This window comes from Clostridium sp. AF17-21AC (genome assembly GCF_003461365.1).
GTDB lineage: Bacteria > Bacillota > Clostridia > Lachnospirales > Lachnospiraceae > Coprococcus > Coprococcus ammoniilyticus.
In genome coordinates, this window is sequence record NZ_QTWY01000007.1 from 1 (window position 1) to 20841 (window position 20841).

Here is a 20841-nt window from a genome sequence, read left to right on the forward strand (position 1 = left end):
CAAATCAGGTACTAAAGGATTATCTGGCATCTGTGTAACATATGTTTGACAAACCTACATACCTGACATTTTAAAAGGGTATTTTCGGAATTTGTTCCAAAAATACCCTGGATTCTTATTTTATATCAGTATTGTACCTCTTATAAATCAATTACTTTTAGAAATCAACCTCTGAATCATAATAACAGCACTTTAAGAGTTTCTCCATCTCTTCCTGACTTGGCTGTCTTGGATTTGATCCTGTACATGCATCCAATATTGCATTTGCTGCGATCTCAGGCAACCGCTCTAAGAATACATTCTCAGGTACAAAGCCCTGCTCTGCCGGATAGCTGTCAGCACCATAATGTTTGATACAGTGTGGGATATTCAGATCATCGTTCATCTTACGCAGATAGTTGATCAGAAGTGTTACCTTCTCATCTAATGTATCACCGCCAAGTCCCATAAAGTCTGCGATCACTCCATATCTTTCTTTTGCAGTTTCATCCTTTGCATTAAATGCGATGACCTTCGGCAGATACATTGCATTTGCCGCACCGTGAATGATGTGTGCGCCATAATCCGCAAATGCTGCACCTGTTTTATGTGCCATAGAATGAACAATACCCAGAAGCGCATTTGAGAATGCCATACCTGCAAGGCACTGAGCGTTGTGCATTGCGTCACGTTTTTCCATGTCTCCGTTATAAGAACCAACCAGATCATTCTGGATCATCTTAATAGCATGTAATGCAAGCGGATCTGTGAAATCACAGTTTGCGGTTGATACATATGCCTCGATCGCATGTGTCATTGCATCCATACCGGTATGAGCAACTAACTTCTGCGGCATCGTCTCTGCCAGCTCAGGATCAACGATCGCTACATCCGGTGTGATCTCAAAATCAGCGATCGGGTATTTGATACCCTTCTGATAATCCGTGATAATTGAAAAGGCCGTTACTTCAGTTGCAGTTCCTGAAGTAGATGAAATTGCACAGAAATGAGCTTTTTTACGAAGGGAAGGAATACCAAATACCTTACACATATCTTCAAATGTAATGTCCGGATATTCATATTTGATCCACATTGCCTTTGCCGCATCAATCGGAGAACCTCCGCCGATTGCTACGATCCAGTCCGGTTCAAACTCCAGCATGGCAGCAGCACCCTTCATAACTGTTTCAACAGACGGATCCGGTTCAATGCCTTCAAATAACTGAACTTCCATTCCTGCCTCTTTCAGATTCTTTTCTACTTTATCCAGAAATCCAAAGCGTTTCATCGAGCCACCGCCAACACAGATCATCGCCCTTTTTCCTTTAAAAGTTTTTAATGCATCTAATGCATCCTTTCCATGATAAATATCTCTAGGTAACGTAAATCTTGCCATCTTTCCATCCTCCTATTACTCTATCTTATTGGTACGACTAAGGAGCCGCAAACGGCTCTTGCCTATAAAAAACAAAAAGTAGTGTACTACTACACTACTTTCTGATTATATCACAATTCTTTTCATTTCTCATTATATTTTTGTGAAATTTAAACAACTGTTTTTGTGAAAAATTAAATTATCTAAACTTTTTATATAAAAAATGGCATTTTTCTAATGTTGAGCTACTTTCCTGCAAGAATCAGCTGAAGCAGGCTCTTATCCAACATTAATGCACGGTTCCAGGGATTCAGAATAATGCCCTCTATATCGTCCGTCATTAAAGCTGCCTCAAAGAGATGGCTGATATCTGCCATAAAGGTCGACATTACGGTTTCACCGCCCTTTATCTCCTCATCAAAGCTGGTAAATGCCATCCACCAGTACCTCTCATCCTCGGTCTGGATCGCCTGGATCTGCAAACTGCTCTCCGCACCCGCCGGTGGTATAACAGCAACAATGAACTGTCCATTTGCTCTCGCACGCCGTCTTATCACTGTAAGTGTATGTGCAAGCATTTCTTCTGTCGGTTCCTGCTGTAAAACAAGGATTGCTTCTTCAATTGTCTCATTTCCCTGTAAGCCTTCATCTACAGGTATCTGATCTTCATATTTTTTCGTATCCATATACCGTCTGATCTCCCAAATATCTTCTCATATTTCATCTTGAAAATCTTCTTTATAACACTCCCTGAATCAGAATGATCAGGATCAGAACAGGAAGTACAAACTGGAAATATGGTTTTAATTTTACGGACATTTTCACTCCGGAACCGGTATTTACTTCCTCAATATAATTATCAAAGCCCCAACCCCATTTCGTAACACAGAACAACAGATAGATCAGTGAACCGAGTGGGAGCAGAAGATTACTTACCAGGAAGTCCTCACTGTCTAATACATCCCTGCCACCGATCAGGTGCAAATCACTCCACACGTTGTATCCCAGAACACAAGGAAGACTTGCGATCAGTATGATGATACAGTTGATGAAAGCCGTTTTATTTCTGCTCCATCCAAACATATCCATCGCAAATGACATGATATTTTCAAATACGGCGATAACCGTAGAAAAGCTTGCAAATGTCATAAACAGAAAGAACAATGAACCCCAGATCCTGCCGCCTGCCATATTTACAAATACATTCGGCAGCGTTACAAATATCAGCTTTGGTCCTGCAGTGACCTCTACTCCATAGCTGAAGCATGCCGGAAAAATGATCAATCCTGACATAACAGCAACAAATGTATCCAGGGCACAGATTCGCACACCTTCGCCTGCCAGCGCATGATCCTTGCTCATATAACTTCCGAAGATCTCCATCGCAGCTACACCAAGACTCAGAGTGAAGAAGGCCTGATTCATAGCCGCGGAGATCACATTTCCGATACCGACTTTCTCAACCGTTGACAGATTTGGAATCAGGTAGAACCGTAAACCTTCACCGGCTCCTGATAAAGTAATGCTGTGAACTGCCAGTACCACGATCAGCACCAACAGTGCTGTCATCATAATCTTACTGATTCGTTCCAGACCATTCTGAAGCCCACGGCTGCATACGATAAATCCGACAATAACCGTCAGGATCATCCAGAAGCCCATCTGCTTCGGATCGGCAAGCAGATCCGAGAATACAGATCCGGTCGCATCCGCATCCATACCGGCCTTGAATTCGCCTGTGACAAATTTATAAAAATAAGATACCATCCAGCCGGATACGGTTGTGTAATACATCATCAGAACATAACAGCCAAGGATCGCAAACCATCCATGAATGTGCCATTTACTCTTTGGTTTTTCAAGCTCCTTATAAGCCAGAACTGCACTCTTTCTGCTGCCTCGTCCGACCGCAAGCTCCATCGTCAGAACCGGAAGCCCCATCGCCACAAGGAACAGCAGATAGAACAATACAAATATTCCTCCACCATTTTCTCCTACCACATATGGGAATCTCCATACATTTCCAATTCCAATCGCACATCCCGCACTTACTAATAAAAAGCCTAAACGGGATTTAAATGATTCTCGTTTCATATTTTCTACTTTTTCTCCTGTATTTCTTGCTTCTCTATGCCGATGCCTTAAGCATCCGATCTCGCATAAGAATTCTTCATCTGATTACTCAGTTCATATAAGACTTTGGAAAGCGTATTACCGGTCTCTTTCCGGAGGATATCTGCCATTTCCTGATTGGCCTGCTCTCGAAGCGCACTTCGTTTACCGACATCCGGTTCTTTTTCTATCTGCTCATCGTATCGGTTGATCACCTCATGCCCTTTCGCAAGCATGGTTTCCTGATACCGTTCGATATGAAACAGCGACTTGCTGTAAGATGCATCTGCCATCGCTGCGATCATCCGGCTGTTCCAGTAGAAATTATCGGTAGATACATCAGCGGTCGTGTTCGCCAGATATTCCGGTGTTGTGTCCACATTTGCATAAAATGGCACCATGACATTAAACGCATTTGAAGCAAATGCCACCCACTCGATCACACGGCTGTCCTCTGCTCCATATGGTCGCATCTGGATCGCAGACATGAAATCAGTCCGGTTAACGCCGATGGAACGATATGCACCTGCCATCTTCTTATCTCCATATGGAAGATATGGGTCATATGGTGTTCCCTGATAATGCGAGGACAACACATATTTGACATCCTCCATCGTCACCTTATACTCCGGAATCAGACTCCATGGAATGTCGTCCGATACCGGTGTGTAATCTGCATTTTCACCATCCCAGCGGTACGTCTTCGGATTCAGGTACCGCTCCATAAACCATGCTCTTGGCGTATTGTAGACATGATCCGAATCATCATGGCTGCCAAATATCTCTCTTGGATTAATGAATCTACCAAACGGCAGATCCGCATCTTCGTCCTTACGTTCTGTGCTTCTTCTAATAGTCAGATCCAGATGATTCTTCTCGATAAATTCCGCCAGATCTTTTGAGCACATATGTGCGTTCTGATCCGTTAATGCATCCTTCATATCAAATACATCCGTGCCGAACTGATTCGGCATCACAACATAGACATCATCCGGCACTTTCTTCGCGATCCAGTGATGTCCTCCGATCGTCTCCATCCACCAGATCTCATCCTGATCCTGGAATGCGATTCCATTCATCTCGTAGGTTCCGTACGTTTCAAGCAGATTTCCAAGACGTTCTACACCTGCTCTCGCACTTCTTATATATGGGAGTACCAGACAGACAATATCTTCTTCTCCGATTCCGCCCGATATTTCTTCGTTTCCGTTCTCTGCCGGCTGATACTCGACCAGAGGATCTGCACCGAGCACTCTCGGATTCGATGTAATGGTTTCGGTCGCTGTCATTGCAACATGGGCTGCATTTACACCGCTTGCCGCCCAGATGCCCTCACCATCGACTGCATTTGGCATCGAGGTATAGCGCATCGCTTCTTCCGGAAGCGGAATTTCCAGATGCGCCAGAACCGAATGGTAGATCTTTGGCTGTTCTTCCGGTTCTACGACTACAAATTTCTTCGGCATATAATGACCGGATCCTGAATCATCGTTTCTGGCAATGATCGTTGATCCATCATAGGATGCCTTCTTTCCAACTAATATCGTTGTACATGCCATCAGGCTTCACTCCTTTTTCAATCACAACTACTGTCTAAGTTTATTTTAACAGCTGCTCCTTTAACACCTTGATCACACCCTGATTGCGCATCGTATCTGCTACATGGGCTGCTACCTGCTTTACCTCATCTCTGGCACTTCCGATCGCATAGCTTTCCTTTGCACAGGCAAGCATACCAAGGTCATTGATATTATCACCAAATACCATAACTTCATCCGGTTTGATCTCATATTTATCAAGCAGAAACTGTAATGCACTTCCCTTGTTGATCGATGGTTCCGAACAGTCTACCCAGTAAACTCCGGCAGGTGCCAGTAGAATGGTATCCTTCCATTTGTCATAAAACCAGTCTTTTACGATCCGCTCTGCATCCTCCGGGTGAAATATCGAGATCTTCACGATATCATCATTAATATCGGTAAGATCCGGCACTGCCTTGATCTCATAGCGATATGCTTCCCGCATCCAGTTATACAGTCGTCCATCCTCGCTTCCAACATAGGCATAATCCCTTCCACAGAGCAACAGCTCTACATCCGGCAGCTTCTCTGCATCCTCCACGATCGCACGGATCAGGTCTTTCTCCATCGGACGTTTGAGCCATGTTTCGCCCTTGCTTCCTCTGACAAATCCGCCATTATCCGGGATATATAAGATCTGATCTGCAACCGGTGCAAATAACTTCTTAAGGCTCGCATACTGCCTGCCGCTTGCTGCTACAAAAGTTATATTCTTTTCTTTTAATGCCTTTATTACATCATAGATCTCAGGATTGATCTCAAATGTTCCGTCAGGAACAAGAGTTCCATCCACGTCACTTGCTACTAATTTTATCATTTTTACTTACGCTCCATTTTCATTTAACTAAAAACAGCCGTCCGGCAACATTCCTACAGGAAATCTCCTACAGGAACAAATGTCTCACGCCCTCCGCGTCAAAGGTCACCTGTGGTACATGATCTACCTCGATCTGGTAGAGTGCATTTGCTGCCAGATGCTCGGCTGCCTGCTCCAGATCACGGATACCGGAGGTATTCTTGAATTCTTCTATGACCGCATCCAGCCCATCCTCTGTAATGATACATTCATTCTCTTTCAGACCGATCCGCTTCAATACCTTTGGCAATGCAAATTTACTGAAAATGATCTTCTTTTCTTCAAAGGTATAATCCGGTATGTCGATAACCGCAAAACGTGACATCAATGGCGCACTGATATCTTCTTTATTATTTGCCGTTGCGATCGGATATACGCCAACGGTCGGGATCATACACTCCATATAGTTATCTGTAAATCCAAGATTATCAAGCAGGGTCAGAAGTACATCCGCGGGATTTCCATTTCCCTTTCCGGATGCAGCCTTATCAAGCTCATTGATAATAAATACCAGATTGGATTCTCCTGCGATCGAGAATGCTTCCATGATGATACCCGGCTTTGCATTTGCATAGATTCTGGAGCTTCCTGTAAGCTGCTCCGGATCATTGATCGAACTCATATCAAGGGTTGTCCATGGCAGTTTCAGAATACGGGCAACCGCATACGCGATCTGTGATTTTCCGGTACCGGCAGGTCCGACCAACAGAAGTCCATAAGCAGGAAGGGTATGAGTTCGGTTGATCTGGATAACCGTCTCCATGATCCTCTGCTTTACACGTTCCATTCCATATAATTCTTCATCCAGAATCCGTCTTGCTTCAACCGGATCGATCGCTTCAAAATAATTGCTCTTCCACTGAATATTCATCATGATCGAGAGTGCTCTCTGTGCATGACGACGCTCCTCCGGTGACACCTCGTTTGATCTGGCAACAGCAAGATTTCTTCTCGCCCAGAGACGGATATTATCCGGCATCGTTCTGCCCGCACATGTCATAAAATCAGAAATGCTCTGAAGACTGGTCAGCTTCATATCGTCGCCTTCCTCGTCTGCATCGTCATCCTCCTCGACTTCCTCTGATGCTGTACTTGCAAGCAGTCGTTCGATCATAAACTGTAAAAATCCATCTGCCGCAGATAACTTGGTTCCGCCACCAAATGCTGTCTCTCGGATTCTGTATACTGCATATCCGTCTTCCAGATTTTTACCGGACAGACGTACACTGATATGATTTTCTCCCAGCCATTTGATCAGACTGACAAATCTGGAATCAATCTTTAAAATATCTGCTGAAAATGTCTCCCCATTTTCCTTGAATTCAAAAGTAGTACGCTTTGCCGGATTTGTAAAAACGCCCAGCGCATGATGGATCCACTGTCTCTCACTGTTATCTAACACCAGAATCGGTTCCTCCGGTGTCTTTTCCTTTGCATTTGACTGAAATGCCGTATAGGTACAAACCGTATCCTCATTCTTTACCGGTTTATCACTGAAATCAAAAACTGGCATATATAATTTCTCCTTTTATCATTTTTTCTATTCTTCTACACCCGCAAGTGCTGTAATCTGTGCTTTTTCTCCTGTCAGTAAACATTTATTCTTATAAATGGCACCGTTACAGGTCAATATCAAGTTCTACCGGACAATGATCGGAACCCAACACCTCTGTATGGATCTTTGCATCCACAAGTCTGGATTCCAGAACCTTTGAGGTCAAAAAATAGTCGATCCGCCATCCGGCATTCTTCTCTCTTGCCTTAAAACGGTAAGACCACCAGGAATAAATGCCTTCTGCGTCCGGATTAAAAAAACGAAACGTATCAATAAATCCACTGTCAAGCAGGGTGCTGAATTTTTCTCTTTCCTCATCTGTAAATCCGGCGTTCTTACGATTGGTCTTTGGATTTTTCAGATCGATCTCTGTATGTGCCACATTCATATCCCCACATACTACCACCGGCTTTGTCTGTTCCAACTGCTTCAGATACTCTCTGAAATCATCCTCCCACTTCATACGATAGTCCAGTCTGGCAAGCTCATTCTGTGAATTTGGCGTATATACAGTGACCATATAAAAATTATCATATTCGAGTGTGATGACTCGTCCCTCATGGTCGTGTTCTTCTATACCGATTCCATATGCCACTGACAACGGCTCTTTCTTTGCGAAAATAGCAGTTCCGGAATATCCCTTTTTCTCTGCATAATTCCAATATTGATAATAACCCGGAAGCTCCAGTTGAAGCTGTCCTTCCTGCATTTTTGATTCCTGAATACAAAAAATATCTGCATCTGCCTCTTTAAAGAAATCCATAAAATTCTTTCCAACACATGCGCGAATTCCGTTCACATTCCACGATATCATCTTCATTGTAGTGCTTCCTCCTGTCTGATCTATATACATAAAAAGACCATCCGCTACCTTCTGAAAGCTCCGCTCTGCCTACGCAATAGAAAAAAGAGTCATGGGTAATACGGCAAATGCCGCACTTATTTCTAAACGAATGGTCATGTTTATTATACTACATGTGGTTTATCCGTCAAATAAATTCATTGCATTGTCGGTATTTCAGATTACTATATCTATAACCGGTATCAGAATTTTATCTGTTCATCGGAATCTCAATATCGAACTTTTTTATATCGATTATCGCATTTCCATCACAGAAAAACGAAATGCCATCTGCTGTCTGCGGCGTATAAATTGCTGTACTCATTGACAACTCTCCGTCATTCACAAACAGTTCTACCGAATTGCGGTCAAGAATAAACCGTAATGTTATCTGCTCTGATTCTGATTCTACCTCTGCCCGCCTGATGCAGGCTACATCCCGGTTCATTCCGGCAAATGTCCGGTCAACTTCGATCTCCCGTTTTCTTCTGTTATATGTAATTCTGGTATAATGCTCTGCATCTTTTGCTACATCAATGTAAAACTCCTGAAATTCACCGGATTTTATTGTTACTGTCATATCCAGCGTTCTTCCCTCTATCCCATCAAAGTTCTGTCCGCCTTCTACCTTTTCATTCGAATAGGAAACCGGCCGAACCCGATATTGCTCCAGTTCTTTCACAGGCTTCTGGATGATCCTGCCATCTGACAGATATAATTCTCTTGGAATTGTCATCATGCCCTGCCACTCCTGTCCATCCGGGATAAATGAATTATGCCATGACTGCATCCATGCGATCAGGATTCTCCTTCCATCCGGAAGTTCTGTCGTCTGTGATGCATAAAAATCCAGACCTTTATCAAGTGTATGTGGCTGCCCCATTTGAAACTGCTTTTTTGCATGATCATATGTTCCAACAACATAGATCGCATTATTACCATTATGCAGTTCATTTCCCTGCGCCTGTACATCAGGTGGTGAAAACAACAGCACATCTTTTCCGTCTAACCTGAAATAATCCGGACATTCCCATACGCTTCCTAACCGTTCCATGTGCTCTGCAAATACACCTCCATATTTCCAACAACCTGCTGCTTTCTCAAAGGCTTCTGTCTCCTGTTCGGTAAGCTCTGTTTTTTCCAGATATTGATATATTTCAGAATTTGAAAATAACGCGATCATTCCTTTATTCTGAGCATCCCGGCTGCAGGTCAGCATATAGTAAATACCATCTTCTTCCCATACCTTCGGATCTCTGAAATCAATATGGCTGAATCCCTCCGGCATCACCGCTCCTGTGAGAACAGGATTGTTCTTCAGCTTCTTATAACCTACACCATCTCCAACTGCCATACACTGATTCTGAAGATTGCAGCCACCATTCTTATCTTTACTGACTCCTGTATAAAACAGCACATGTCCAAGATTTGTCATAACTGCCGAACCGGAAAAGCATCCTTCCTCATCATATTCCATATCCGGTGCAAGTGCCGTCGGATACTGCTTCCAACTTATCATATCTTCACTTACCTGATGCCCCCAATGCATCGGTCCCCATACATTGCTATATGGATGATATTGATAAAACAAATGGATTTGTCCCTTATATACTGAAAATCCATTGGGATCATTCATCCAGCCGATCGGTGGTGTCACATGAAATAACGGTCTTTTATCAGCATCAACTTCATATTCTTTTTCATATTTTCTGGCTACTTCTAATGTATGCATATTCTTTCTCCTTATCCAAGCTCCAACGCTGTCTTTGCAATCGCCTCCGGGATACCCTTTCCCAGTTTACACGTCATCTCATGCCACTGTTCGCCGCCCCACGAAGAAACCGACATGCCGTTATCCTCGTATCCCATCTTCCGGTACATGGCAACCTTGGATTCCAGGCAGGTAAGGATCAGTCGCTTTCGTCCATTCTGTCTTTCCCTGTTCTTATAACATTCCATCATCTCGGAAGCCAGCCCGATCCTGCGGTATTCCGGCAGGACATCAACACCAAGGATCATTACATTTTCTCCGGCAGGATCATACAGATCTGCATTCTGAAAGAATTCATCACGCAAAACCGTTTCATTTGTAGACAGCCCATTAATAAATCCTGCAATCTTACCTGTCGCTTTATCTACCGCAACCAGAAACATTTCCGGTGCCTTCTCTACACGCAAATACATCATCTCTGGAGTACATGCCTCATTCGAAGGAAAACAGATCCGTTCGATCTCTGCTGTTTGCTCTGCTTCATTCTTTTTAATATTTCGGAACTCAAATCTTACTAAATTTTCCTGTGTCACTGTTAAACTCCTTTTTGCTATTTGTTATGAACTCTGTATTATAGATAATATAGGAACTATTTTTTCAGGAGGTACTATTATGGGTATTAAAGACATCGATATAAACAAAGACGGGGTTACACTCGGCGATCATATTGAAAACATGAAAGAAAATCAATATATCTTTGGAATCTCCGCATTCTGCGGGATTCCATATTTTTTCCGGAAGACTTTCAGATCTTCTTTTCCACGGATCAACATGACATCTTCAAATGTCCCGTTATGAATATCCTGAAAACCTGCGACCTGCTCACCGGTGCAGATGCTGCATTTGATGACCGGTCGTTTTTTCTGACTATCATATGATGCCTGCTCTTTCTTTTTTCGAAATAATCCCATATTAAACTTCCTTTACATTTCAGGTTTTAATTCGCCAGTTGATATTCTTTTAACTGCTTCCGTCTCGCTCTATAGTCCGGGCAATACCGCGCTACCTCTGACCAGAATTCTTTGGAATGATTCATATGACGTCTATGTGCCAGCTCATGCACTACCACATAGTCAAGTAATTCATCCGTCAGATAATATAACTGATAATTAAAATTCACATTTCCGGCACTGCTGCAGCTTCCCCATCTGGTCTTCTGGTTGCGGATCGTGATGCGCCCAACTGTCACCTGCATAACCGCACAATAATACTTTACCCGATCTGCTATCTTATCCTTGATCTTCTGAATCTCTGCATCTGATAACGCATCCACAGATGGAACCTTAATTTTCGTTCGTGCATCCGCACGCTTTTTTACCTGATCCACCTTCTTTAAGATCCAATCCTGTTGTTTCTCTATAAATGCTTTTAATTCCCAGTCAGATAATCTCGCCGGAATCCTTGCAAGTACCGTTCCATCCGGTCGCACCTCCAGACCAAGACTTTTTCTCCCGGATCTTATAACCTGTACCCGGATGTTTTCATTTGTCACTTTGTCATTCAGTATTATCTCTGTCAGCATATTTATAGCCGTCTATATTCCTACGAATTGTAGACGTTCTTCACCTCATATTTATAACTTCATTTCTCATACTAAACTATATGTGCTATCAATTACAGACAGCCTTATATTTTCTACATAAAAACTGCCTGCAATACCTTTCTTTATTACAGTGTCAGCACACTGTACTCTTCCAGATTCCACACCTTTGTCACGATATCCGAATAGAACTCCGGCTCATGGCAGACTAACAAAACCGAACCGTGATAGTCTTTCAATGCTCGCTTCAATTCGTCCTTTGCATCCACATCCAGATGGTTTGTCGGCTCATCGAGGATCAACAGATTCGTCTCCTGATTGATCAGTTTACACAGGCGTACCTTTGCCTGCTCACCACCGCTTAATACCTTTACCTTACTCTCGATATGCTTGGTTGTCAGTCCGCATTTAGCAAGTGCCGATCGCACCTCATACTGTGAAAATCCCGGAAATTCCTGCCAGATTTCTTCCAGACAGGTATTTTCTGTTCCGGCCATTTCCTGTTCAAAATAACCTTTATACAGATAATCACCCAGATGTACCGTACCGGATATCGGCTTGATGATTCCAAGCAAACTCTTAAGCAGCGTACTCTTTCCTATACCATTTGTACCAACGATCGCGATCTTTTCTCCACGCTCCATTCGCAGGTTGATCGGTTTGGAAAGTGGTGCCTGTTTGTCATACCCGATCACCAGATCCTCAGTTTCAAATAACATCTTGCCCGGTGTTCTCGCTTCCTTAAAATAAAATTCCGGCTTCGGGCGCTCCCTGGCAAGTTCTATCACATCCATCTTGTCCAGCTTCTTCTGTCTGGACATCGCCATATTTCTTGTGGCAACACGCGCTTTATTTCTGGCAACGAAATCCTTCAGCTCGCTGATCTCCTGCTGCTGTTTCCGGTAAGCAGCCTCCTGCTGTGCCTTTCTCGCCTCGTATACTTCCAAGAATTTGTCATAGTTGCCGACATAGCGGTTCAACTCCTGATTCTCCATATGATAGATGATATTTACGACATCATTTAAAAATGGAATATCATGGCTGATCAGGATGAATGCGTTCTCATACTCCTGCAGATACCGTTTCAGCCATTCGATATGTTCTGCATCCAGATAGTTTGTCGGCTCATCAAGCAACAGAATCTCCGGCTTCTCAAGTAACAGCTTTGCAAGCAAAACCTTGGTACGCTGACCACCGCTCAGATCTGTTACGTCATGATCCAGTCCAAGTTCCAGAAGCCCCAGCGCTCTCGCTACCTGTTCCGTCTTGGCATCGATCATATAGAAATCATGATTTGTCAGAAGATCCTGCAACGTGCCGACTTCCTCCATCATTTCCATGATCTCATCATCCGTTGCATCCGCCATGCTGTCATAAATCTGGTTGATCTTCTCCTCCATCTCAAACAGATAAGAAAATGCTGACTTCAACACAGATTCGATCGTCATTCCCTTTTCCAGCACCGCATGCTGATCCAGATAGCCAACACGCACATGCTTGTTCCATTCCACCTTACCTTCATCCGGCGCAAGTGTTCCTGTCACAATATTCATAAAGGTACTTTTACCTTCACCATTTGCTCCAACCAGTCCGATATGTTCACCGGCAAGCAGCCGGAAAGATACATTATTGAAAATGGCTCTGTCTCCAAAACCATGTGTCAAATTTTCTACATTTAAAATCATTCGTCTTACCCTTTTCCGTTTATTTCGTGATAAGGTTACTATACCTTATGGATGGGATTCAGACAAGATAACTTTTCCCATTCCTTCGATTTTCTTTTTCCCCCACCTATGCTAGAATGTGATTGCAGATGGTATTCGTGTGTGCACTTATCTACTTCTATATTTGTGTATCCTTAACATTCCCAATCAGGGGACGCTTCCGCTCGTTTCGGTCTGCAGCGGTACTAAGATGCCACTTATGTGCCATCAAGTACCGGCGACCTCAAATGCCCCTGTATTGGCAAGTTAAGATACACAAATAACATATAGGTTACGAATGCACACACGAATATCATCTGCAAATACAGCAAGAGGTGATTTTTATGATTCAGATAGATTTGATCACCGGATTCTTAGGCTCCGGTAAAACTACTTTTATAAGGAAATATGCCAAATACCTGATCGATCAGGGCTTAAATATCGGCATTCTTGAAAACGATTTTGGTGCAGTGAATGTCGATGCCATGCTGTTACAGGATATCCTTGGTGATAACTGTACACTGGAAATGGTTGCCGGCGGTTGTGATGCCGACTGTCACCGCAGACGATTCAAAACCAAGCTGATCGCAATGGGAATGTGTGGTTATGACCGCGTTCTGGTAGAGCCATCCGGCATCTTCGATATGGATGAATTCTTTGATGCCCTGCACGAAGATCCGCTTGACCGTTGGTACACGATTGGAAATGTTATCACGATCATCGATGCCACACTGGAGCAGAATCTCTCCGAAGCTTCCCGTTATCTTCTGGCTTCTCAGGTGGCACAGGCCGGCACTGTCTTATACAGTCATTCACAGGAAGTCACACCGGAACAGTTAACCTCTACCAAAGATTATGTAAAACAGTCATTTGACATTCTGCATTCTAAGTCCACGCCAAAGCAGATAGTTCTGGAAAAGGACTGGAAAGATCTGACCGATGAAGACTATAAAGCGATCCTCTCATCCGGCTATCAGGATGCCAATTATACGAAACTCTGGTTTGACGACAAACAGACCTACGACAGTCTGTACTTCATGAATATGGATTTTACAGAGGATTTCTTAAAAGAAAGCTGCCAGAAAATCCTGCTCGATCCAGCCTGTGGTAAGGTCTTCCGGATTAAAGGATTCCAGAAGCTCGCTGATGGAAGCTGGATATCCATCAACGTCACACACCAGAAGACCGAGATTGAGCCGATCCCAAATGGACAGGCAATCCTGATTGTCATCGGCGAAGGGTTGAATCAGGAAGCTATAGAAGGATATTGGGGAAAATCGAAGCCTTGAGCAAATTTTCTCTATATTTTCTCCCCTCTCTGTGGTATTCTCTTATAGGGCACTTCATTTTCTTAAGTGTCTTCCGTATATTGATTAATTTACGAAGGAGAATTTCAAAAAATGAAACGCATTGGCTTCGACAATGACAAGTACCTGTCCATGCAGTCTGCGCACATCAGGGAACGTATCGAACAATTTGGAGATAAACTGTATCTGGAATTTGGCGGCAAATTATTTGACGACTATCATGCCTCCCGCGTACTTCCGGGATTTGCACCGGACAGCAAATTACAGATGCTCTTACAGCTTGCAGATCAGGCAGAAATGATCATCTCGATCAACGCCGCCGATATCGAGCGCAATAAGATCCGTCACGATCTGGGAATCACATACGATCAGGATGTTATCCGTCTGATCGATGTATATAAAAAGAAAGGGCTGTATGTCAGCAGCGTGGTTATCACACGATATGCCGGACAGCCATCTGCCGATATTTTCCAGAAGAAACTGGAAGCGATCGGCATCAAGGTCTACCATCACTATTCCATCGAGGGTTATCCGAATAACATTGACTATATCGTAAGTGATGAAGGCTATGGAAAAAATGATTATGTAGAGACAACCCGTCCGCTTGTCATTGTTACCGCACCGGGTCCGGGAAGCGGCAAGATGGCGACCTGTCTGTCACAGCTGTACCATGAGAACAAGCGTGGCATCAAGGCCGGCTATGCCAAATTTGAGACTTTTCCGATCTGGAATATCCCACTTAAGCATCCAGTCAATCTGGCTTATGAAGCTGCTACCGCAGACTTAAATGATGTCAACATGATCGATCCTTTCCATCTGGAAGCTTATGGTGAAACAACCGTCAATTACAACCGTGATATCGAGATCTATCCGGTTCTGGCTTCCATGTTCGAAGGAATCTATGGATACTGTCCATACAAATCTCCAACCGATATGGGTGTAAATATGGCGGGAAACTGCATCATTGACGACGAAGCCTGCAGAGAAGCGTCCAAGCAGGAAATTATCAGACGATATTACCAGTCTCTGAACCGTTTCGTCAAAGACGAAGCGACCAAAGACGAAGTATACAAACAGGAACTTATCATGAATCAGGCGAAGATCACAGTCAACGACCGCGCTGTTGTTCCGGTTGCAAATAACCTTGCACAGGAAAACGGTTCAGCCGCCGCAGCCTTAGAACTGCCGGACGGAACGATCGTTACCGGTTCCACTTCCGATCTGCTCGGTCCTGCATCTGCTGTATTATTAAATGCAATTAAGGTACTTGGAAATATTGATAAAAATACACATCTGATCTCACGTACCTTTATAGAACCGATCCAGCACTTAAAGACCGGATACCTTGGCAGCAAGAATCCTCGTCTTCATACCGACGAAGTTCTGATCGCATTATCCATGTGTGCTGTATCCGATCCAAATGCAAAGCATGCATTGGAACAGCTTCCAAAGCTGTCCGGCTGCCAGCTCCATGTATCATCGATCCTGTCCACAGTCGACATGACAACCTTTAAGAAGCTCGGCATTGAACTTACAAACGAAGCCGTATACGAAGGTGCTGCTACGCAGGAGAATGCATAGAGAATCATAAAAAAGCCAGATAAACACAATAATTAATGTTTATCTGGCTTTTTTGCCCTATAACGCTCTTTTTATAACCGCATATTTAACAATATCCTGCATGTCCTGATAACTATCCAACACCATATCACGGACACCCCTACTTCTTCAGAAAATGCTCCCGGTTCGGGAATTCCTGTCGAAAGGCTTCAAGTGCTGCCTGTTGGAATACCGCAAACTCCTTATCCATATGAAGCATATGCGGTGTGGCAAATGCGATCGTGCTGACCTGATCTGCGATCTTCTTTGCTACACTTTCATCGGATAACTGCCCCATGCCAAATACAACAGAAGTAAATCCACGTCCGTTCTTGCTGACACCGATCAGCTTCAGGAAAGCATTTTTAATCTCATAAAATATCATTTCCTGCTTCTCGATATCCAGATTGTCATAGTTTCCGAGGAATAAACCTGTCAGGACTTCCGCAGCCTGCTTTCTTTTCTGTGCGCCAAGGCTCATGCCGCCACCTTCTGCGATATATTTCATCTGCATCAGATAGCCCACAAATGCATCATTCTTTGGTTTTCGTTTGCCATACCGGGCAATCCAGAGCTTCTCTCGAAATGCGTCCAATTCGTCCTTTGGATCTCCTGTATGTTCTTTTAGAAATGCCTGTCGTTTCTCAGCATCAATTTCATTATAAAAAGATTCAATCCATATATCCTGCATACCTGCAAACCTCCTGTTGCATAGCTATTTTTGCAAAAATTCATCCACATTATCGACATCGACCTTACGATACTGTGCCATATAATACCGTTCATCCTCAAGTCCTAATACGCTCACATCATTTCCACGGAACAAGGCTACTGCAATCAGCGCAATCTTTCTTGCCTGTGCTTCTCTGTCATTATAGACAGTTCCTTGCATAGTGCCCAGCCGAACAGCTTCCAGCGCATCATCTAATCCATCGATACCAAAGATGACCGGATAATCACTCTGCATATATCCGGCATTCTTATAAGCCTCGACTGCACCGAGTGCCATCTCATCATTATTGGAAATAAGCATTTCTATCTGATCCCCATATTGACTGATCAACCGGCTCATTCGGTTCTCTGCCTGTGCGCGGTTCCAGTCTGCAAACTGATAGGTCAGTTTCTCAAGCTTCACACCATTTTCAAGAATGGTCTTTACCGAACAGTCTGTCCGGCTGATCGCATCCTGATGTCCGGCTTCACCCTCTAAGAGTACATACTGGATCTTACCATCCTGATTGCGATCCACCTCCGGATGATTCTTTATATATTCCGCAGCAATCTCCCCCTGCATCTCGCCGGACTGTGCTGCATCACATCCGACATAATACAGCTTATCCCATTGCAGCAGATCCTCTCTTACCGGCTCTCTGTTAAAGAAAATCACCGGAATATTATTCTGTCTTGCGAGTCTTATAATATTTGACGGAGCAGTTCGATCGACCAGATTTACACAAAGCACATCGCATCCGGCATCGATCATTTCCTCCACCACTTCATCCTGCTCCTGCTGACTGTTATCTCCGCTTCTGACTGATACGATAACCTTCATATCACTTGCTTCTAATGCTTTCAGATCCTCCTTCAATATATCTGTCATTGCATTGATAAACGGATCATCCGGCGTATACGTAACAACGCCGACCCGCAGAGTTCTGTCTTTCTGATTTTTCCTGCTGTCGCAGGATACCAGAGACATCATAACTGCCAATATGCATATACAGGCTATTATTTTTCTTATTTTCTTTCTATTCATACGAATATAAAAACCTTTCTGTCTCTTCCGAAAACAGGTCATCCTTATAGATTACCCGTATCGCTTCTTCATGACTTTTTAATGTATATAATGGTCGTCCAAGTTTCTTTGCGAGCTCATTTACACTCTCATAACCGATGCTGTACCCATCCGGCACAACAAGGCATTTAATCTTGTTGTAATCAAGCAGGGCTATGGATTTCATGCTTGTACCTACCCCATATATTTCTGCCCCTTTATAATACCCATTTTCAGCATTTTCTCCGAGTGTATCGAGAGCTTCTGTATCCATAGCTGCTATATAATCAACCGCTTCCAGAGAATCCACCGCCTTACAGGTATCTTTACCGCTATTCTGATTATATGTCCAGACAAACTCACAGTTATATCCTGCAAGTGCATCGGTAAGTCCCTTTACACGGCTGACACTTGCCTCAGTCTCTGCCCGTCCGACAATCACTCCGATCTTCTTGCCTGCCGACTTATCTGTATCATTTTTTATGATCTGCCTGCCGAGAGTATAGCCGATCTGATAGTTATCCGGCTTTATCGTTACAAATCCGGTCGATTCTGTGTCATCTGCCATATATGCATCCTCCGTTATCAGAACAAAGGTCTCTTTCTCCGCCTGCAAAGACGTAAGCATATCTTTTGTATCTGTTCCGGGAGCCGGACAGATGATAAATGCATCCACATCATTTTCAAGCTGTTCATCGATCAGCTCTTTTTCATCATCTGCACTTACGATCTCATCTGTATTACAGATGATCAAATGAATATTATTTACCTGCGCAGACTGCTTCAGTCCATTAACCAGACCTTCCCATCTGGTATTACCGGAATCCGGAAGAATAACTGCCACACGTTTCTGTGGATTATCTTCCCGAAAGATCCGGTTGATAAATATACCGGCAATGGCAACCAGGATCAGCTCTGCTATGAGGAAAGTAATTCTATTTCTCTTCATCTGTCACTCTCCCCTTTCCATAATTTTGTGTTTCAAGCTGTTCCCGATTCTCCTCTGTATATGGAATAGCCGGTATGTGGATCACAATCCTTGTACCCTCGTCCGGCTCACTGTAAACCTCCAGACCATATTCATTTCCAAACATCAACTGAATTCTGGAATGAACATTGATCAGACCGACACCTGAACCATGTTTTGGTACTTTGTTATTATCTTTTAATATATTCTCTACAATGTCCTCATTCATTCCCATACCATTATCTTCTACGGAAATATATATATCGTCGTCCTTTTTCTCTCCCCGGATCGTGATTTTGCCGCCGTCATCCTCATCCATATTCCCTACACCATAATAAATGGCATTTTCAAGAATCGGCTGAACGATCAGCTTTACTGTACAGTACTCATTAATCTCTTCATCAATATCAAATTCGATCTGAAAACGCTCCTTATATCGAACTTTTTGAATATTCATATAACTTCTGCTATGTTGGATCTCATCCGATATTCTGATCACCGTTCTGCCCTTTGACAGACTGATACGAAGCAGCTTTGCAAGCTCGGAGATCATAAACACCGCATCCAGGTTCTTCTTTGCTTCTACCATCCATGTGATGGATTCCAGGGTATTGTAGAGGAAATGCGGATTGATCTGGCTCTGCAGCGCATCCATCTCACTCTTTCTTCGTTCCGTCTGTTCCCGTATGATCTCCTGCATCAAAGCTTCGATCTGTTCATAGGATTTCTGAACGGAATATCCCAGATGACGGATCTCGGACGATCCACCGATGTAGATATCTGTCGGACCACCTGCCTCATATGCTTTGACTGATTCATTTAACTTCAGAATCGGCCTGGATATCTTCTTCGAAATAATACGGTTCACCCCTAAAAGCATCATCATAAGAATGATAACCGTTGTAATGATATAATACCGGAACCGGTTGATGCTCGCGATCTGTACACTTTCCGGTACTACACCGACCACCTTCCATCCGGTATAAGCAACACTGTTTACGATCACATTGCTTGTCCTGCCATTGAACGTAAGTTCATATGTTCCATCCTCATAGGTTGCTGCATCCCTGTATTCTTCTTTGAAATATCCTCTGTCCATATCGGTTCCGCGCGGATGATAGATCATCTGACCATCACGGCTGCACAGGTAATAATAGATGCCATTTGACGCATCATTGATCCGTGCCAATGTATCCTCTATCACCGAATATTTCATATCGACCAAAAGGACACCACTTCCCGGCTGCTCACCATCGTTAATATCAACTGAACGGCTGAGAGATACAACCCAGTAATATCGATATGTGCCATCGACAAACAGATTCTGGATATGCGGTATAGAGAAATGAATATTCTCGATATCTGCCTCTGCATCCTGATACCAGTCCTGCTCCGACGGTTCCACAGCATCCTTCTGTACCGCGACCGGTTCTGCCGTAAGAAGATTTCCTTTATCATCATATAACGCCATACTCTGGATTTTATCGGCATTAATCTCATATAACAGACTGAACTGCCGGTTAAAATCCCGACTGGAAATATCATATTCCTGAATAATATTATAATTCACCGCATTCGTAATCTGACGCACATTTAACAGATCCGCATCCAGCTTTTCAACAGTATTTTCCACCATATTTTCCGTATTCGTGACCGCAGTCTGCTTAATTGCCATCTTAAAACGATTATACAACAGCAGACCCATGATAACGGTTGTGATGATCGTCAGGGCAGTAAGCACCGTCATAATGATCGACTGAATATCAAAACCTATAAATCTGCCGTGATAAAACCACCCCCGAAGACGTCCGATAATAGAACTTTCATTTTTCTTCTTTTTATTCTTTCTTATATCCTTCAACACGCTTCCCCTTATTTACCC

Annotated in this window: 18 protein-coding genes; 2 read left to right on the forward strand and 16 right to left on the reverse strand. The window is 43.4% G+C overall.

Annotation, left to right across the window (positions count from 1 at the left end; genetic code table 11):
• Positions 1–157: 157 nt before the first annotated feature.
• From DWW85_RS10485 to DWW85_RS10540, 12 genes are all read right to left on the reverse strand, one after another.
• On the reverse strand, positions 158–1375 hold the full coding sequence (locus DWW85_RS10485) for an iron-containing alcohol dehydrogenase (protein ID WP_021944524.1): 1218 nt from the start codon (positions 1373–1375) through the stop codon (positions 158–160).
• Between the two features lie 224 nt (positions 1376–1599).
• A complete protein-coding gene (locus DWW85_RS10490; RefSeq protein WP_117808595.1) occupies positions 1600–2040 on the reverse strand; it encodes an SseB family protein in 441 nt (146 codons plus the stop codon).
• Positions 2041–2092: 52 nt separating this feature from the next.
• Positions 2093–3448: a sodium-dependent transporter gene (locus DWW85_RS10495; RefSeq protein WP_117808596.1), complete on the reverse strand. Its 1356-nt coding sequence runs from the start codon at positions 3446–3448 to the stop codon at positions 2093–2095.
• Positions 3449–3495: 47 nt separating this feature from the next.
• Positions 3496–5025, reverse strand: a complete 1530-nt coding sequence (locus DWW85_RS10500) for a C69 family dipeptidase (protein ID WP_117808597.1) — start codon at positions 5023–5025, stop codon at positions 3496–3498.
• Positions 5026–5065: 40 nt separating this feature from the next.
• On the reverse strand, positions 5066–5863 hold the full coding sequence (locus tag DWW85_RS10505; RefSeq protein WP_117808598.1) for an HAD family hydrolase: 798 nt from the start codon (positions 5861–5863) through the stop codon (positions 5066–5068).
• A gap of 67 nt (positions 5864–5930) precedes the next feature.
• Positions 5931–7415 (reverse strand): AAA family ATPase, encoded by a 1485-nt coding sequence (locus DWW85_RS10510; protein WP_117808599.1) that lies wholly within the window; start codon positions 7413–7415, stop codon positions 5931–5933.
• Positions 7416–7521: 106 nt separating this feature from the next.
• Positions 7522–8277: an exodeoxyribonuclease III gene (locus DWW85_RS10515; RefSeq protein ID WP_117808600.1), complete on the reverse strand. Its 756-nt coding sequence runs from the start codon at positions 8275–8277 to the stop codon at positions 7522–7524.
• A 232-nt stretch (positions 8278–8509) separates the two neighbouring features.
• Positions 8510–10030: a glycoside hydrolase family 32 protein gene (locus DWW85_RS10520; protein ID WP_117808601.1), complete on the reverse strand. Its 1521-nt coding sequence runs from the start codon at positions 10028–10030 to the stop codon at positions 8510–8512.
• A gap of 11 nt (positions 10031–10041) precedes the next feature.
• A complete protein-coding gene (locus DWW85_RS10525; protein ID WP_117808602.1) occupies positions 10042–10602 on the reverse strand; it encodes a GNAT family N-acetyltransferase in 561 nt (186 codons plus the stop codon).
• A 153-nt stretch (positions 10603–10755) separates the two neighbouring features.
• Positions 10756–10980: an aspartate dehydrogenase gene (locus tag DWW85_RS10530; protein WP_117808603.1), complete on the reverse strand. Its 225-nt coding sequence runs from the start codon at positions 10978–10980 to the stop codon at positions 10756–10758.
• Between the two features lie 26 nt (positions 10981–11006).
• Positions 11007–11591, reverse strand: a complete 585-nt coding sequence (locus DWW85_RS10535; protein WP_179960547.1) for a M48 family metallopeptidase — start codon at positions 11589–11591, stop codon at positions 11007–11009.
• Between the two features lie 146 nt (positions 11592–11737).
• Positions 11738–13294: an ABC-F family ATP-binding cassette domain-containing protein gene (locus DWW85_RS10540; protein WP_008402300.1), complete on the reverse strand. Its 1557-nt coding sequence runs from the start codon at positions 13292–13294 to the stop codon at positions 11738–11740.
• A gap of 362 nt (positions 13295–13656) precedes the next feature.
• Here DWW85_RS10540 and DWW85_RS10545 point away from each other — a divergent pair, with 362 nt between their 5' ends.
• Positions 13657–14601, forward strand: coding sequence for a GTP-binding protein (locus tag DWW85_RS10545; protein ID WP_117808605.1), 945 nt, complete (start codon positions 13657–13659; stop codon positions 14599–14601).
• Positions 14602–14712: 111 nt separating this feature from the next.
• Positions 14713–16200 carry a DUF1846 domain-containing protein gene (locus tag DWW85_RS10550; protein ID WP_117808606.1) on the forward strand — a complete coding sequence of 496 codons (1488 nt, stop codon included), beginning with the start codon at positions 14713–14715 and terminating at the stop codon, positions 16198–16200.
• A 139-nt stretch (positions 16201–16339) separates the two neighbouring features.
• Here DWW85_RS10550 and DWW85_RS10555 read toward each other — a convergent pair whose 3' ends face one another.
• From DWW85_RS10555 to DWW85_RS10570, 4 genes are read right to left on the reverse strand one after another with little or no spacing between them, the layout of a single operon-like run.
• Complete coding sequence (locus tag DWW85_RS10555; RefSeq protein WP_117808607.1) at positions 16340–16909, reverse strand: DUF6553 family protein; 570 nt, start codon at positions 16907–16909, stop codon at positions 16340–16342.
• Between the two features lie 24 nt (positions 16910–16933).
• Positions 16934–17974 (reverse strand): galactose ABC transporter substrate-binding protein, encoded by a 1041-nt coding sequence (locus DWW85_RS10560; RefSeq protein WP_117808608.1) that lies wholly within the window; start codon positions 17972–17974, stop codon positions 16934–16936.
• A complete protein-coding gene (locus DWW85_RS10565; protein WP_117808609.1) occupies positions 17967–18941 on the reverse strand; it encodes a substrate-binding domain-containing protein in 975 nt (324 codons plus the stop codon). The genes DWW85_RS10560 and DWW85_RS10565 overlap by 8 nt, the downstream gene beginning before the upstream one ends.
• The gene (locus DWW85_RS10570) at positions 18928–20823 is read right to left on the reverse strand and encodes a sensor histidine kinase (protein WP_173783647.1); all 1896 of its coding nucleotides are present in this window, start codon (positions 20821–20823) and stop codon (positions 18928–18930) included. The genes DWW85_RS10565 and DWW85_RS10570 overlap by 14 nt, the downstream gene beginning before the upstream one ends.
• Between the last annotated feature and the right edge of the window lie 18 nt (positions 20824–20841).

Excerpts from the sequence above, each read along its gene's own strand:
- DWW85_RS10555 (WP_117808607.1), bottom strand. The coding sequence starts at position 16,909 with ATGCAGGATATATGGATTGAATCTTTTTATAATGAAATTGATGCTGAG.
- DWW85_RS10515 (WP_117808600.1), bottom strand. The coding sequence starts at position 8,277 with ATGAAGATGATATCGTGGAATGTGAACGGAATTCGCGCATGTGTTGGA.
- DWW85_RS10495 (WP_117808596.1), bottom strand. The coding sequence starts at position 3,448 with ATGAAACGAGAATCATTTAAATCCCGTTTAGGCTTTTTATTAGTAAGT.
- DWW85_RS10565 (WP_117808609.1), bottom strand. The coding sequence starts at position 18,941 with ATGAAGAGAAATAGAATTACTTTCCTCATAGCAGAGCTGATCCTGGTT.
- DWW85_RS10545 (WP_117808605.1), top strand. The coding sequence starts at position 13,657 with ATGATTCAGATAGATTTGATCACCGGATTCTTAGGCTCCGGTAAAACT.
- DWW85_RS10550 (WP_117808606.1), top strand. The coding sequence starts at position 14,713 with ATGAAACGCATTGGCTTCGACAATGACAAGTACCTGTCCATGCAGTCT.
- DWW85_RS10490 (WP_117808595.1), bottom strand. The coding sequence starts at position 2,040 with ATGGATACGAAAAAATATGAAGATCAGATACCTGTAGATGAAGGCTTA.
- DWW85_RS10485 (WP_021944524.1), bottom strand. The coding sequence starts at position 1,375 with ATGGCAAGATTTACGTTACCTAGAGATATTTATCATGGAAAGGATGCA.
- DWW85_RS10530 (WP_117808603.1), bottom strand. The coding sequence starts at position 10,980 with ATGGGATTATTTCGAAAAAAGAAAGAGCAGGCATCATATGATAGTCAG.
- DWW85_RS10505 (WP_117808598.1), bottom strand. The coding sequence starts at position 5,863 with ATGATAAAATTAGTAGCAAGTGACGTGGATGGAACTCTTGTTCCTGAC.
- DWW85_RS10560 (WP_117808608.1), bottom strand. The coding sequence starts at position 17,974 with ATGAATAGAAAGAAAATAAGAAAAATAATAGCCTGTATATGCATATTG.
- DWW85_RS10540 (WP_008402300.1), bottom strand. The coding sequence starts at position 13,294 with ATGATTTTAAATGTAGAAAATTTGACACATGGTTTTGGAGACAGAGCC.
- DWW85_RS10500 (WP_117808597.1), bottom strand. The coding sequence starts at position 5,025 with ATGGCATGTACAACGATATTAGTTGGAAAGAAGGCATCCTATGATGGA.
- DWW85_RS10520 (WP_117808601.1), bottom strand. The coding sequence starts at position 10,030 with ATGCATACATTAGAAGTAGCCAGAAAATATGAAAAAGAATATGAAGTT.
- DWW85_RS10535 (WP_179960547.1), bottom strand. The coding sequence starts at position 11,591 with ATGCTGACAGAGATAATACTGAATGACAAAGTGACAAATGAAAACATC.
- DWW85_RS10510 (WP_117808599.1), bottom strand. The coding sequence starts at position 7,415 with ATGCCAGTTTTTGATTTCAGTGATAAACCGGTAAAGAATGAGGATACG.